The 15056-nt window shown below is 57.0% G+C and carries 10 protein-coding genes; 9 read left to right on the forward strand and 1 reads right to left on the reverse strand.

Annotation, left to right across the window (positions count from 1 at the left end; all coding sequences use genetic code 11):
• The first annotated feature begins 261 nt into the window (after positions 1–261).
• From MUN80_RS18440 to MUN80_RS18450, 3 genes are all read left to right on the forward strand, one after another.
• Positions 262–4155, forward strand: coding sequence for a hypothetical protein (locus MUN80_RS18440; protein WP_244715052.1), 3894 nt, complete (start codon positions 262–264; stop codon positions 4153–4155).
• Positions 4156–4523: 368 nt separating this feature from the next.
• Positions 4524–4991 (forward strand): LexA family protein, encoded by a 468-nt coding sequence (locus MUN80_RS18445; RefSeq protein ID WP_244715054.1) that lies wholly within the window; start codon positions 4524–4526, stop codon positions 4989–4991.
• Positions 4992–5000: 9 nt separating this feature from the next.
• Entirely contained in the window at positions 5001–6323 is a 1323-nt protein-coding gene (locus MUN80_RS18450) for a Y-family DNA polymerase (protein ID WP_244715056.1), read from the forward strand.
• 152 nt (positions 6324–6475) lie between these two features.
• Here MUN80_RS18450 and MUN80_RS18455 read toward each other — a convergent pair whose 3' ends face one another.
• The gene (locus MUN80_RS18455; protein WP_244715058.1) at positions 6476–6814 is read right to left on the reverse strand and encodes a hypothetical protein; all 339 of its coding nucleotides are present in this window, start codon (positions 6812–6814) and stop codon (positions 6476–6478) included.
• A gap of 317 nt (positions 6815–7131) precedes the next feature.
• Here MUN80_RS18455 and MUN80_RS18460 point away from each other — a divergent pair, with 317 nt between their 5' ends.
• The 6 genes from MUN80_RS18460 (at position 7132) to MUN80_RS18485 (ending at position 14979) form a co-directional block, all read left to right on the forward strand.
• Positions 7132–7968 (forward strand): hypothetical protein, encoded by an 837-nt coding sequence (locus MUN80_RS18460; RefSeq protein WP_244715060.1) that lies wholly within the window; start codon positions 7132–7134, stop codon positions 7966–7968.
• 45 nt (positions 7969–8013) lie between these two features.
• On the forward strand, positions 8014–12441 hold the full coding sequence (locus MUN80_RS18465) for a DUF6531 domain-containing protein (protein ID WP_244715062.1): 4428 nt from the start codon (positions 8014–8016) through the stop codon (positions 12439–12441).
• A 2-nt stretch (positions 12442–12443) separates the two neighbouring features.
• Positions 12444–12767 (forward strand): hypothetical protein, encoded by a 324-nt coding sequence (locus MUN80_RS18470; RefSeq protein WP_244715064.1) that lies wholly within the window; start codon positions 12444–12446, stop codon positions 12765–12767.
• A gap of 59 nt (positions 12768–12826) precedes the next feature.
• A complete protein-coding gene (locus MUN80_RS18475) occupies positions 12827–13474 on the forward strand; it encodes a DUF1308 domain-containing protein (protein WP_262922085.1) in 648 nt (215 codons plus the stop codon).
• Positions 13475–13476: 2 nt separating this feature from the next.
• Positions 13477–13770 carry a DUF3349 domain-containing protein gene (locus MUN80_RS18480; protein ID WP_244715068.1) on the forward strand — a complete coding sequence of 98 codons (294 nt, stop codon included), beginning with the start codon at positions 13477–13479 and terminating at the stop codon, positions 13768–13770.
• Positions 13771–14544: 774 nt separating this feature from the next.
• Complete coding sequence (locus MUN80_RS18485) at positions 14545–14979, forward strand: DMP19 family protein (RefSeq protein WP_244715070.1); 435 nt, start codon at positions 14545–14547, stop codon at positions 14977–14979.
• Positions 14980–15056 lie beyond the last annotated feature (77 nt).

Raw genomic sequence — 15056 nt, forward strand, 5'->3', positions numbered from 1 at the left:
CCCAAGCCCAAAAAAGAAGACGGTACCGATGACCGTAGAAGAAGGGTTACCCCAGAAGTTCAGCCGAAACACCCGTCTTTGAAACCACACAAGCATCAGCCTGGCAAATAGTTTTACTCTTGTCGATGGTACACAAAAGCCTGTTTCGCGCGTGCGGAACGGGCTTTTATTTCTGTACCGCTATACCAACCCTTAAGCGGCTGAAGCAATAGAAAAGGTTATTCGATGAGATGACCAAATAGCCCACATTCCTTCGCCTTTTTGTCTTATAAAACCACTTTTACTGTGCTTCACTCTCTTCTCGCCACTGCCTCCGACCTTGCCCACTGGGCCAGCTTACTTGAAGGAAAATCTACCTTCCCTGAGTTAATGCGCCGGCTGATCCGCGCTACAACTCCAACACTTACTAGACTCAGCTTTCCTTCCGCTGAAGGAGTACAGCTCGAAGGCTGGGATGGCCTCACTTCTGCTGGTACCGCCACACCTTTCGTCCCTTCCGGCTCCACCGGCTGGGAATTGGGAACTAACGTGGATCAGAAAGGAAAAGCCGACGACGATTATGACACGCGTACTGCCAACCCGTTAGAGCTGAATCCCGCAGATGCCACCTTCATTTTCTGCACGCCTCGCCGGTGGGGTAAACGTAAAAAGTGGGCCGATGCACGTAGCAAAGAGGGCAAGTGGCGCGACGTTCGCGCCTACGATGCCGACGACTTGATTACTTGGTTGACCGATGCTCCCGCGACCCACATTTGGCTTTCAAGGTTGCTATCCAAACAGCCCAATGGTGTTCAGGACCTGGAGAGTTGGTGGCAGGATTGGGCAAACCAGACAACCCCCATCATGCAACCGGAATGGCTGTTAGCCGGCCGCACGGCCGCACAAAACCGCCTGACAACCTGGCTGAACGAGCCGAGCCCAGCACCCAAACCGTATTCGGTATTTGCCAGCACCGCAGATGAAGCCCGGGCATTCTTTGCAGCATCTATATTGGCACTGCCCGATGAGCAGCGCGTTAACTGGTTGGCACGCACAATTGTAGTCAGCGACGAGTATATCTGGCAACAACTGATCAATACCCAGGAAAAACTGTTACTAGTGGTTGAGTTTGAATCCGACCGCCTTGGTCAACTCTGTGCCGCAGCTACTCGACAGGGGCACCGCGTAATACTACCGCGGCCAAGCACTCAGGCAGCAGCAACCGACGACGTTGTGCCGCCTTTAGGCCGTGAGGAACTGCGGCAGACGCTCGAAGATGTAGGAATTTCCAAGCTCGATGCGGCCGAAAAGGCAAGCCTTGCCCGCCGTAGTTTCACGGCGTTTCACCGCACACTTCTGGTCGACAAATCCCTACAACGCCTGTGGTGGCAGGAGCCAGCCGTTGCTGTCAAATTACTTCCGTTGGCCCTGCTGGGCCGCTGGACCGACACCGAAGAAGGTGACCAAGCCATAGTTTCCGGCCTGACAGGCAAGCCGTACCCGGAGGTGCAGGCGCAACTAACCGAGTGGGCCGCACTATCTAATTCTCCCGTTCGCAGAATTACGGATGAATGGTTCATAATCGACCCTGCCGATGTTTGGGAACAATGCGCCCGGTTTCTTACTCCCACCATTTACCAGCGGTTTGGTGAAGCAGTCCAGGAGGTGTTGGCCCGTCCATTGGTCCGCTTCTCCCTTCCCCCTGACGAGCGTATGTTCGCCGGTGTGCGCCCGATTCATGATAAGTACTCATCAACACTGCGTAAGGGGTTAGTATCAACGCTGGCCCTCATCAGCAGTAGTCTCGGTGCCGAATCCGGTAATCAGTCTGCGTTGATTGCCTGGGTAAATCAGCAGCTGAGCCAATTATTCGAACAGGCATTCGCTGACCCTTCTGGCCATCTGCTAGCCTCGCTCAATTACCATATTCCTGCTTTGGCCGAAGCGGCGCCGGACCTGTTCCTAACTAGTTTATTGCGCGAACTGCAACAGCCAGAATCAGTGTTACTTACCCTGTTTCAGGAGGAGCGTGGCCTGATGCATAACGTTTCCCATCATACCGGCCTCCTGTGGGCTCTGGAAGGTTTGGCTTGGGTTCCGCAATATTTGTCCGATGCTTCCGCAGTTTTGGCGGGCTTGGCTCGCCTTGACCCCGGTGGGCAGTTATCCAACCGCCCCGCGAATTCACTGCGCCTAATCTTCTTGGGCTGGAAGCCGCAAACCAACGCAACCGTAGCTGAACGATTAGCTGTCATTGACCGACTCCGCCATGAAGAGCCTGGTGTTGCCTGGATACTGTTGCTGCGGTTGTTGCCTCAGTACCATGATACCAGTTGGGAAAATCATACCCCAACGTTTCATTGGCGCGATTGGCAAATCAATCCCGATCAGAAAGTAAGCGCCAAAGATTATTTCGCATTCATTGAGGGAGTCACCCAGCGGTTATTAACCGACGCCGGCACGGACGCCGAGCGTTGGTCACAGGTCATTTCGGACCTTCCACAATTGCTGAGTAGAATTTCTCCAAGCCTTGGTCAACGTGTCCTGCAGCAACTCTCAAGCTTAGGAACGCTCGGCATTCCGGCGGAGCAGCAAGCCGACTTGCTTAGAGAAGTGCGTAAGTTTTTGAATCATCATCGTTCCCATCCCGACGCGGATTGGGCGTGGTTAGAAGAGCGTCTGGTACCCCTACAACAGCTATACGACCAGCTCCAGCCAGTTGACCTTCTACAACGCAACGCTTGGTATTTCGACCAGTGGCCTTTATTAGCTGAAGGTATAGTTTACAAAAGCGGCAACGATTCCCATGAAATCATCCGGACAGTTCAGGCTAACGCGTTATCCGAGCTTGTTGCCACTCACGGCCTCGACGTCATTCCGGAATTGCTCACCCTGGCACCCTCGGCTTATCATGTGGGTGATGCAGTAGGACTGAGCACACAACTCACCGAAGCAGATAAAACTGACCTATTGCAGAAATATCTGGCCAGCCCCGATGATCGGGAAAATAAATTTGCCCTTGGCATAGCTAGCAGTTACGCCTGGAGAATGGGAGCAGAGGCAGCTGAAATGTTTATTCGGCCACATTTCAATAGTTGGTCACCTGCTCAGATAGCCACATGGCTTCGGATAATGCCTGCTACGCCCGCTACATGGCAATTAGCTAAGGAAGCCGGGGCAGCTGTCGAAGAATCATACTGGCTGATGGTTCCGGGTTACGTGCAAAATGATGACGACAGTGTGGCAGCAGCTCGCCAGCTTCTTTCATATCGTCGCCCACTCACAGCAGCGCATGTATTGAGTCTTTATCAGCGCAGTGCGGTTCCTATGCCTAATGAACTCGTTCTAGAAACGCTTGAATTTATTGCTCGGGAAGGACACGGCGCTGACGAAGGTCAGCAACTGCGCGGCTATGAGTTGGATACGCTCTTAGAAGAACTGGAAAATACGCCGGCCGAACACCGCAACAGGGCTATTTCTATGGCATTCATTTTCAGTCGGCAAAATTCTTATAAAACCCCCACCATCCTCGACCGTGCTCTACGGGAAGAGCCTAGCTTTTTCGTCGAAGTGCTTGGGTATCTCTACAAACCGGACATCGACACTGAAGAGCAATCTGATGCTACTTCAGACACTGAAACCGAAAGTAACGAAACCGAGGACACTGGACAGGCCTCTACACGCATGATGCTCGCGACGTTGGCTTGGCACCTCCTGCACGATTGGGAATCAGTACCTGGCAAACAGCCGGATGGCACTTTCAATGGTGACGCCCTAAAAGCTTGGGTAGATGAAGTTCGTGCACTAACCTCTTCGAAGCAACTCACGAAGGCGTTCAGTATACAGGTAGGCAAAACACTAAGCCACGCTCCATCCGGACCTGACGGAAACTGGCCTCACCCGGCAGTTTGTGATATCCTACAACAGGAACGGAACAACCAAAAGCTTTTCGAAGAGTTTCGCACCGGCTGCTACAATCGGCACGGAAAAACCCATCCAGTCACAGGCGGCCAGCGGGAGCAGGCTATTGCTAACGATTATACAATCTGGGCAGATCATTACCGGACCAGCCACCCGGCTGCCGCTGGTCTACTTCGTCAGCTTGCTGATACGTTCAACCAGATGGCCGACCAGGAAAGGCAGCAGGCAGCCCGTGAAGATCAATTTGGCATGTAGTTAACTAGTTCTGAGAGCACCGGCTAAATAACACAGCCCCGACCTCACCGGCCGGGGCTGTTTGCTTCTAGTATATCATAACCGACTTCACTCAAGCTATAGTTTGACTATTTGCATCGAAGACTTCCTTTTGCATTTCCTATAACTCTATATTGGCTTTACTATTTATTTTAGCTTTACTTTTTTTGGTGGCATCGAGACATACGCAGCGCTTAGCGAAACGCGTATTTAACCATAATAAAGCTGGTTTTTTTAATATTTAGCAGGGTGTACACCTTTTGCTTCTAAAGTCGAAGATACATGACCACTCAAACATTATACTAATATATTTAGTATAATTGCCGTGCTCTGTATACGACCCACACCCTATGACAACCATCGAACTAATCGAAGTTGGCGAGCCATCCACCCCGTTGTGGCTGCCGTTGTTCGCTACGCTGGTACCTGCTGGCTTCCCCTCTCCCGCCTCGGATGAATTGGAAGGCCTTTTTGATTTGAACCGCATCTTATTCCGTCACCCCGAGGCTACTTACCTGGTACGGGTGGCCGGGGAAAGCATGAAGGACGCCGAAATCCACGCCGGCGACCTGTTGGCCGTCGACAAGCGGATGGAGGCCGACCATAACCACATCGTAGTGGCTGTAGTCGACGGCGACTGCACGGTGAAGCGCCTCGTATGCCGCGACGGCAGCTGGTGGTTGAAAGCCGAGAACCCCGCGTACCCCGACTACGAGATAACCGCCCCCGAGAACCTGCGCATCTGGGGCGTGGTTACCCACGTCGTCCACGAACTGGTGCCGGGCAAACTCACCGCGCTGCTGCGCAGCCGCGACTAACGGGGAGCTATGTTCGGCTTGGTCGATGGCAATAACTTCTACGTATCCTGTGAGCGGGTTTTTCAGCCCCGGCTCGACGGGCGCCCCGTCGTAGTCCTGAGCAACAACGACGGCAACGTCGTCAGCCGCTCGGCCGAGGCCAAGCAACTCGGTATTCCGATGGGTGCCCCCTACTTCGAAGTACGCGAGCTGCTGCGTCGTCACCAGGGCCAGGCCCTGAGCTCAAACTATGCTCTCTACGGCGACATGAGCCGCCGTGTCATGGCCCGCCTCGCCGATCAGGTCCCCGCCGTGGAGGTCTACAGCATTGATGAGGCCTTTCTTGACCTGCAGGGGCTCACGACTTGGTGCGGCACCCTCGACGCCCGGGCCCAGCAAATCCGGCGTGATGTGCTAGCCTGCACTGGCATTCCTACCTGCGTGGGCATGGCCCCTACCAAGACGCTGGCCAAAGTGGTTAACCGACTCGCCAAGAAATACCCCGAGCTGCACGGCATCCTGCGCCTCGACACCGACAGCCGCCGTGAACGGGCCCTACGAGCTTTACCCGCCGCCGACGTCTGGGGTATTGGCCGCCAGTACGCTCAACTACTCTCCGCCCACGGCATACGCACCGCCTGGGAACTGGCCGGCGTGTCTGAGGCCTGGGCCCGCAAGAACCTTGGAGGCATAGTCGGCTGGCGACTAATCCAGGAGCTACGCGGCCAGCCCTGCCAAGGCCTGCAACCATCGGAAGATGGCACCCTGGCCCGCCAAAGCATCAGTTGCTCCCGCAGCTTCGGCCAGCACCTCACCGCCTTCGACGACCTCTGGGGCGCCGTCACCACCTACTTAAGCCGTGCAGCCGAAAAGCTTCGCGCCCAGGGCGACCAGGCCCACATCCTGACCGTGTTCATCAGCCAGGACCGCTACAGTGCCCACATACCACCACCCTATACTCGCTCGGCCACGCTTACCCTGCCCAGCGGCCCTACCAGCAACACCCTGCAGCTGCTGGCCTACGGGCGCCGACTGCTGGAAAAGCTCTATGAGCCCGGCCGCCAGTATGTGAAAGCTGGCGTGGTGCTCGTCGGCTTGGAGCCGCCTAGCCGCGGCCAGCAGCTGAACTTGTTTGAGCCTTCCACCGAAGCGGTGGTACCCGCACCCGATCAGGAGCGTGTTCAGAAGCTTATGTGCACCCTCGATACCTTAAACCATCGTTTCGGGCGCGGTACTGTTCGACCCGCCGCCACCGCTGTAGTTGGCCCCCAGCCCGCGCCCTGGCAGGGCAAGGCCCAACACCGAAGCCAATCCTACACCACCCGCTTTGAGGACATACTGATCGTCTCTTAGTTCACACCGCGTTTGCCTCACCCTCCCCAGCGTGAAACATCCGGCTTGTGTCCGGTGGTTGGTGTAGCCACTTCTTAAAAATGAGCTGGCACCGTTAGTAAATGTACACTTATGCACCGAGGCGCAGGCGGGCGAATACCACGGAGTGCAGTTCAGCTGGCGCCGCCGCCGCCGTGTTCTTGCATGAGGCGCACCAGCGCTGCCCGGACCTGCCAAGCGGCCCAAAGGTCCAGCAGGTTTTGGTCGCCCTGGCAGGTCGCCCACGCCCGCACCAGGGCCTGCTGCCCCGCCCTAAGCAACTCCGGCCACGCCACGCCGAGGCGGCGATATTGGCGGGCGACCGACACCACAAACGGGGCTTTGGTGTTCAGGTAGGCCGCTAACTCGTCGGACAGGGCCGGTGCATAGCCGGTCTGCAGGGCTTTGAGTAGCGCTAGGCTTGCGGTAAGATCAGGCGTGCCTTCCGGCAGAGGTAGCGTAATGCGGCGCAAGGCGGTAGAGAGAAAAGAACCTCGGCTGTCCTAGCGTGGGCTATGGCCGGTTAACTCAGGGCCACAAGGTAGTGTGGAAATTGCAACAGCTGCCTGTTGCGCCGACGGAAAACGTACAGCCAAAGCGAATGGCCGCTGTTGTACTCTTTAGCCGTAGTTAGGCCCTACATTCGCGACTTAAACCGGCAGCAAGTTCGCTGGTCACTAGGGCTTCACTGCTGAGATGCTTACCAAAATCTCGTCTATATTTAGGTGCGCTTACCTAGTTGTAGTTGGGCAATTTAGCTTATCGTTATTATTTAATCCTGCTTTATTCGATGCTGTTTTCCCCCGCCGCACCCGTCGGTAGCCAGGTTTGTACGCTTACTGTGCACACCGTGCTGCGGGCCGGGAACCTGAAAAGCGAAAGTGCCGCCCGCTGGCAGGTGCGCAAAACCCTGCGTCACGCCTCAGTTGCGGGCTTCGTCTTCGACCTGACGACCCTGGACTTTGCCCAAACTCCGGCGCACGGCCCCGACCAGCTAACCGCCGACCTGATGGCACTCCAGCAGCACTTGGTGGTGGAAACCGACGCGGCGGGGCGCTTGGTGCGCGTAGACAACTTGCCCGAATTGCATCGGCAGTGGGCCGCCTTGCGCCCCCGCCTGCACGCCAAGTACCGCGGCGCGGCCGACATTCCCCCGGCGCTGATCGACCAGCTCGGGCAGGTGCTGGACGCCGACGCGCTGCCGGCGGCCCTGGCCCGTAACCCGGCCTTTGGCGCGCTGCTGCCGCCGCTCTATGGCAGGGTGTATTCCGCCGCCGAACCGGTGCCGGGCACGGCCACCGTGCCGCGCTTCGTTGGAGAATTGGAGCTGCCCTTCCGCACCGAAGCCCGGCTGATGAACGCCGCCCCCACCGCGGCCGTGGCCGCGACGGTACAGGTGGCCGGGGAGGTGGACGAAGACCGCTACGACGCCGCGGCCGCCCGCCGCGGCCTGTGCGCCCTTGCCGACCAGCCCAACCTCGACGCCCGCGTGTGGGCCCTGCACCACGAAAGCTACGTCTTCGGCCCCAGACACGAGCTGGTGGAAGCCACGCGGCACACCCGCGCCGAAGTGCCGGGAGTGCTGGGCCAGCAGCTCACCGTGCTGCTGCACACCCGTGCCAACTGACGCCCGATTTACTGCTATCCTTTCTGAGATGTTTATCAATCAATTATGAGTGAGAAGAAATACGTGCATTCCGGAGCGTTCCTGCTCTGCGACAAATGCGTGGCGCCCGTTCCAGTCCCGCTGACCGTTACCTCGCAGCAGTTGGTGCACCTGCCCGGCGGGCTGATGGCCACCGACTTCGACGAACTGCCCGTGCTCAACGTGCCGCCCTTCGGCGTGTGCGCCATTACCCACGTTCCCTGTACCTACGCGCCGCTGCCCCCCGGCTGGAATCCGGTGCAGGACGACGTGTTGGTGGGCGCCCTCGGCGGCCGGGCGCTGCTCGAGGACTCCAAAATCCGCTGCGCTGTGGGCGGGCAGATCAGCCTGTTCTTGACCAAAGCCGCCGCCATGGCCACGCTGCCCGATGTAGTGACGCGCAGCTTCGATTCGGCCTACGCCTACCTCGAAAGCGTGGGCCCGCCCTTCGGCGGCCTGCTCCGCGACGAGCTGGGTCAGGCCAAGGGCGCGTGGGAAGGCGTGCGTGACATGGCCACCGGCCTCTGGGAGCTGGCCAAGCTCAAGGCCGCTTTCGACGACAAAGTCAACGACGCGCTGCTCTACGCCGTCACCAACCCGGCCGAGTCCGCGCAGGCAGTGGCCGAAGGCACCAAGAAAGCCGCCGCCGCTGGTTGGGAGGCTGTGACCAACGAAGACAACTGGTTGGCAGCCGGTAGCATGGCCGCCAACGCCCTGCCCGGCGTGGCGGCCGTGCGGGGCGCCGTTTGGCTCAGCGATGAGCAGAACCGGGCCAAAGTGGGCGCGGCCATCGACAAGGCCAAAGCCTGGGAAGCCGGCCTGACCGACTACGAGCGCAGCACCTTGAAAGGCCGCATCAAGTTCGAGGTGGCCGCCCTGCTCGTGCCCGAGGCCAAGATCGGGCAGGCCGCCAAAGTCGCTGAAGCGGCCAAGCTGGCCGAGGCCAGCAAGCTCGCTAAGGCGGGCGAAGCCGCCGACGGCATGCGGTTGTTGGGGGAAGTGAAAACCGGCGCCGAGGGGGCTGCCGAAGCCGCCAAGGCCCCGGGCAAGCTGGAAGAGTTGTTTGCCGGCATCAAGGAGTGCTTCACCGAAGGCCACCCTGTAGACGTGGCCTCGGGCCTGCTGTTCACGCAGGCCACCGACTTCACCCTGCCCGGCCCGGTGCCGCTGGTCTGGACGCGCACCTGGTTTTCCAGCTCTACCCACCAGGGCGCCCTGGGCCACGGCTGGCACCACGACTACGACCTGGGCCTGACGCCGAATCCCGAGGGTGGCGCGACCCTGCGGCTGGCCGATGGTCGGCGGGTGGTGTTTGCGCCGCCCGCCCCCGGGGAGCGCAGCTTCAACCGCCGCCACAAGCTGGAGCTAGCGCACGAGGGCACTGGCTGGCGGGTGTGGAGCGTGCGCGAGCGGGTCTGGTATGTGTTCAACGCGGCCGCCCCGGCCGATACCACCGAACGACTCTTACAAGCTGTAGAAGACGCCAACGGCTTCCGCATCCAGTTTATCTACGCTCCAACCGGCCACTTAACCAGCATCACCGACAGCGCGGGCCGGGTGCTGCCCTGCGACACTGATGCCTCTGGCCGACTACTGGCCCTGCACGCCCCCGACCCCGAGCAGCCCGGCGCTACCTTCGCGCTGGTGCGTTACGCCTACGACGAGGAGACGGACGACCTGGTAACGGTTACGGACGCACTGGGCCACGCCGCCCACTTCGCGTACGAGGCGCATCTGATGACCCGCGAGACCTTCAAGAGTGGGCTCAACTTCTACTTCGAGTACGACGGTACCGGCCCCGGTGCCCGCTGCATCCACACCTGGGGCGACGGCGGCATCTACGACACGAAGCTGCGCTACAACAGTCCCGGCCATACCACCGTCTGGGATTCGTATGGACACCAGAAGGAGTACTACCACGAGCGAGGCCTGGTCACGCACTTGCAGAACGCGCTCGACGCCGTGCAACAGTGGCGCTACAACCAATACGCCGAGTTGGAGCGCACCATCGACCCGCTGGGACAAGTGACGCTCTACGACTACGACGCCCGCGGCAACCAAGTAGCCACCGCCTATCCCGACGGGGCGACCATTACGACGCAGTTCAACGAGCAGGATCTGCCGGTTCAGGGCTTTGATGCCAATGGTGGTACTTGGCAGTGGCAATACGATGAACAGGGCAGGCTACTTGAAGGCATGGACCCCACAGGAGCGACAACCCGGTACCGCTACGATGCTCTCGGGCGCTTGGCGGAAGCCATCGATGCGTTAGGCCACGTCACGCGCCTGCGCTACAATGAGGCCGGGAGCGTAGCCCATATCGTTGCCCCGGATGCCAGCATTCGTTCCCGTTCCTACGATGCGCTGGGGCGGTTAGTCGCGGTAACCGATGCAGCGAGCAACAGTGAGCGCCGCCACTACGACCGGCTCGGCCGGCTCACCGCTGCTCGATCACCCGCTGGTACCGCTCGACACTTTGTTTACGATGCGGAGGGCAACGTGGTGCACGCCGCCGAGGGGACGCAGCAGGTAGAGTACGACTACACTCCGATGGGGCAGTTGGCCCGGCGTCGGCAGGGAGGGCAGGCTGTCGAGTTTGCCTACGACCAGGAGGGCCGCCTGATGAGCCTGATCAACGAGCACGGCGAACAGTATGGCTTTACTCTTAACGCAGTAGGCCAGGTTATAGAGGAAGTGGGCTTTGATGGATTGACCCGTCGCTACGAGCGCGATGCTGCTGGCCGCGTCAGCCGAATTCAACGGCCGGATGGACGCACCACATCTTACCAGTACGACCAGGCCGGGCGTGTAACGGAAACGGTACACAATGGCGCCGAGCACGTGCGCTACCACTACCGCCCCGATGGAGTGCTGCTCGAAGCAGTTACCGAAGGCAGCACGGTGCAGTTTGAGCGCGATCCGCTAGGCCGGGTGGTGCGCGAGGTACAGAACGGCCATGCGGTGGAGAGTACCTACGATGCCGGTGGGCGACGCACGGCTCTGACCTCCTCCCTGGGTGCCAATGTGCGCTTCGCGCACGATGCCCTAGGACAGGTGCGCCAAATGCAGGCGGCCAGTTGGCAGTGCGTCGTGGAGCGGGATAGTGAGGGGCTGGAACTCTACCGCACCTTGAGCGGCGGCGTGCGCATGGGCTGGCGGCGCGATGAGCTGGGGCGACCTACCAGCCAGCGCATCACGGTTGGCGGCGTGGCGCGCCAGCGTCGGTATCAATGGCAAGACACGGACCAACTGACAGCCATTGATGACAGCCACCACGGCACTACCCGCTTTGCTTATGATACGTGGGGCAACCTGGCAGCGGCGACCTACGCCGACGGCGAGCAGGAACTGCGCCAGCCTGACGCGGTAGGTAATCTATTCCGCACCGCTGAGCGCACCGACCGCCGCTACGGCAAAGGCGGGCAGCTGCGCGAGGCCCACGGTATTCGCTACAAATACGACGCGGAAGGCAACCTCATCCGCAAGACGCGGCCCAATGGGCAAAAGTGGCGCTATGCCTGGGACGGGGCCGGCCAACTCACGAGTGTAACGCGGCCCGACGGCTACGCCGTGACCTTCAGCTATGATGCACTAGGGCGGCGCATCAGCAAGCGGTACCGGGGTAAAGTGACGCGGTGGGTATGGGACGGGGACAAGCCGCTGCACGAGTGGAGCGAGTTGGAAGTTGGACCCGGCGCGGGCGGCGTGGCCGATGTGGTGACTTGGCTCTTTGAAGATGATAGCTTTGCGCCGGCCGCCAAGCTTACCTCAGAAGGGGCCTATAGTGTGGTGTGCGACCACCTGGGTACACCGTTGATGCTCTACGATAGCCAGGGGGCTCCCACCTGGGAGATGAGCCTGGACAGCTACGGCGACGTGCGGCAAGGCAAAGGCAAGCCGCAGGACTGCCCGTTTCGCTACCAGGGCCAGTACGAAGACGCGGAAACCGGCTTATATTACAACCGCTTTCGCTACTACAACCCCGAAGCAGGAAGCTACATTAGCCAGGACCCGATTGACTTAGAGGGTGGGTTGAGTTTTTACAGCTATGTAAGTAATCCAACGAGTTGGCTAGACCCTTATGGCCTGGCTATATGCTCTCCTAAGAAAATCAAAGCTCTTCAAGAAGGGCCGAGTGGTACGGTAGTAGAAGTGCGCACTAAAGCAGAAGCAGATGCTTTGCTGCATGAATCGTTCCCAGGTTATCAAAAAGTTAAAGGCATCGGTAATCAGCTAATCGCTCCACAAAACAGAGGGAGAATTCCTGAAATGCAAAGAAGATTTGAAAAGGTTGGTAAAGCATACCATAAAGATTATGCTATGGACAAAGCAACTGGCCGAGCAGTAAGCCACGGACCTAATCAGCCTTGGCATGATGCACCGCACATCGATATTAATCGAGGCTCCCAAGGGGTAAAAGACATTGTCCACATAGTCATTAGAAGGGGTAAATAATTATGAAAAAGCCTTCTAGGAAAGAGATAGTTGTTAATGCTCTTCTTCGGGGAAAGGAGCAGAAAAAAGATTATCTGCTTACTCCCCTTGAAAAAGCCCCTAACACCATTTGCGGAACAGTGGCAGTAATTTTTCAAGAAAATAAATTCCTGATATCAATCCAGGAAATAGAGTATCCGGGTGAAATTGCTTTTCTGGAAAGAGGTTGGGATGTTGACGAGTTATACACTGTACCAACCTTGGATATGGCAGAAGAATTGTTAAAATCTCGGCTAAATATCAGCTTAGAGGAATTGGGGCCAGCGAAGGGCTCCAAGAGATTTTAATTAACAGAAACTTATTAGCTTAAAGCAGATAGCTAGCAGTGACTTAGAAGAGTTATGCTATAACAGCCTACGGCAGTGCGCCAGGGCCAGGGAACTGCCCTTTCCTATACCAAGGACAGTACGAGGACACAGAAACAGGCCTCTACTACAACCGCTTCCGCTACTATGACCCGGAAGCCGGCAGCTATATCAGCCAAGACCCCATTGGATTGGGCGGCGGTCTATCCGGCTTGTACTCTTACGTTCACGACCCAGCGGTATGGACCGATCCACTTGGGTTAGCGACCTGTCCAGCTTTAGAAAACATCAATATCGATACTGGCTCAGCTTTCGCCTTTGTGTCAGAAGGTTCGCCTGTACGACATCTGCTCAAAGCAGAAGTTGCGGGTAAGCAGATGGTTATGACGCAAACTGCCCATGCTGAGTTTGTGAGCGTAATAAGTACAATCGCAGGTCCTCAGGAGCAAGCTAGAGCGAGTCGATTCCTAGGAAGAACTCAGATGATTGCTGATGATGCATCGGCACGATCCAGTGCGCTTGCGGTGACTAAAAAAGTTGGTGCCAACGACAAAATAATATTTGGTACAGCTGATAAGCTAGGCATCAAAACCCTAACAGTTGACGCTAAATTCCTCAGAGGTGCCGAAGCGCAAGGCGTTACGTTTGACGCTATTGTACACCCTCCCGTTCCTCTAACCGGCCTCTAGACATGGAAGAAAAAATTGCTCCCGAATTGCGTTCAACTTATATTATGTTGAAGGCTGCGTTTCCAGACGGGGTGTCCCCAGAAGAGTACTTTGCCCTAATACACTACTTGTACGAGGGAATGTCTGATAGACAATTAGCCCAAGTTGTCGGCTTGCTGATCGGCCAAGAGGATTACGTGGCGATACTTAACGATGTGTACAAAGTTCACAGCTTGGATGCTAAGTTAAAGTCGAACAAATCAGTTTATGACAGACTAGTTGCCAACGGATATAACGACTGGCTTGAGGAGCAGTAGTTACAACCGTGTTGACCATCATGGCAGCAAATTGACCGGCGCTTCCGCGGCAAGGTGACGCAGTGGGTATGGGACGGCGACAAGCCGCTGCACGAGTGGAGCGAGTTGGAAGTGGGCCCCGGCGCCGGGGCGGCCCAAGACTTGGCCACTTGGCTTTTTGAAGAAGGGTCGTTTGCTCCGTTAGCAAAACTCAAGACCAAAAAAAGAGGCAAGCTAGGCTCGATTGCTACGGCCAAGTTCGTAAAGGCAGGGGCCGACCTCAAGACTGCCCTTTCCGCTACCAAGGTCAATACGAAGACCCCGAGACAGGTCTATACTACATGAGGTGGTCTAACTAGGCCGGACAGATTTGAGACGTTGTTGAAGGTAAGTTTTGCAGTGGTTTGGGACAAGGCAACCAAGCACAAAATGCCACCGCTCGGCGATGTAGTAAGCGATGTAGTGGCCAATTGCAAGCTTAGCCTCGGCCAGAGAAGTTGCCGTCATCGAATAGCTCGGCTTTGAAGCGGTCCCAAAAGGATTCGACGAGGGCCTTGTCATAGCAGTTGCGGCGCCGTGTTTGGCGACTAAGTTTTTGAATCGGGCAGCCGTGTACTAGCTGCCCGGTCGGAGTGCGCGTTGAGCCCAGCAGGCGGCGCACGCAGGGCCTGGCGCAAAGCCTCGCTCTCCCTAAGGTTGTGCGAGAATCGTATTATCAATCTTTGAACGAGTTTCTTTATGAAGGCAAATTCACTACTAGAATATACCTTTCTTGCCCTAAACCATAAAAAACTCATGAGTACGAACTTTGAAATAGAACGCTTAGAAGGCGATGAATTACTCAATTTTGTTGTAGAGTATGCTTTTAAACGCGAATCAGAAATCAATGATTTGAGCCTGCCTGTTCAAACAGCATATTTTATTTCAAATTTTGAAACGGAATTCTACAACGGAGGCGTCCATCAGTTTCTCACAAACAGTTCAGGAAGATTTGCTGACGAAACAATCCAAAGCTTTACTAGAGTCGGGGCTAAGCAGATAGCTTCTTTGCTTGAAGCAAGTACCAATCTTGATGCAGAATTGGTCCTTGAAGATGATAAGGCCGCTGCATCATTTCAGGAGATAGATGATAAGCTACACCAATTATACCCTTCCAACGAAGATGGAAATGTGGGTGAGCAGTTATCGCTCTACCTGCAGGAGAACAGAAGCAACATTTTAGAAAGTTGACGAGGCTTTAAATCAACAACAAGAACGGCCGCCTAAAAAGCGGCCGTTTAATTTATATGGGTATAGCAGTGGGAGTA

Source organism: Hymenobacter cellulosivorans (genome assembly GCF_022919135.1).
Lineage (GTDB): Bacteria > Bacteroidota > Bacteroidia > Cytophagales > Hymenobacteraceae > Hymenobacter > Hymenobacter cellulosivorans.

What these genes read in the sequence shown, in the direction of transcription:
- MUN80_RS18445 (WP_244715054.1), top strand. Translation starts at nt 4,524, where the DNA reads ATGACAACCATCGAACTAATCGAAGTTGGCGAGCCATCCACCCCGTTG.
- MUN80_RS18450 (WP_244715056.1), top strand. Translation starts at nt 5,001, where the DNA reads ATGTTCGGCTTGGTCGATGGCAATAACTTCTACGTATCCTGTGAGCGG.
- MUN80_RS18460 (WP_244715060.1), top strand. Translation starts at nt 7,132, where the DNA reads ATGCTGTTTTCCCCCGCCGCACCCGTCGGTAGCCAGGTTTGTACGCTT.
- MUN80_RS18465 (WP_244715062.1), top strand. Translation starts at nt 8,014, where the DNA reads ATGAGTGAGAAGAAATACGTGCATTCCGGAGCGTTCCTGCTCTGCGAC.
- MUN80_RS18470 (WP_244715064.1), top strand. Translation starts at nt 12,444, where the DNA reads ATGAAAAAGCCTTCTAGGAAAGAGATAGTTGTTAATGCTCTTCTTCGG.
- MUN80_RS18480 (WP_244715068.1), top strand. Translation starts at nt 13,477, where the DNA reads ATGGAAGAAAAAATTGCTCCCGAATTGCGTTCAACTTATATTATGTTG.
- MUN80_RS18485 (WP_244715070.1), top strand. Translation starts at nt 14,545, where the DNA reads ATGAGTACGAACTTTGAAATAGAACGCTTAGAAGGCGATGAATTACTC.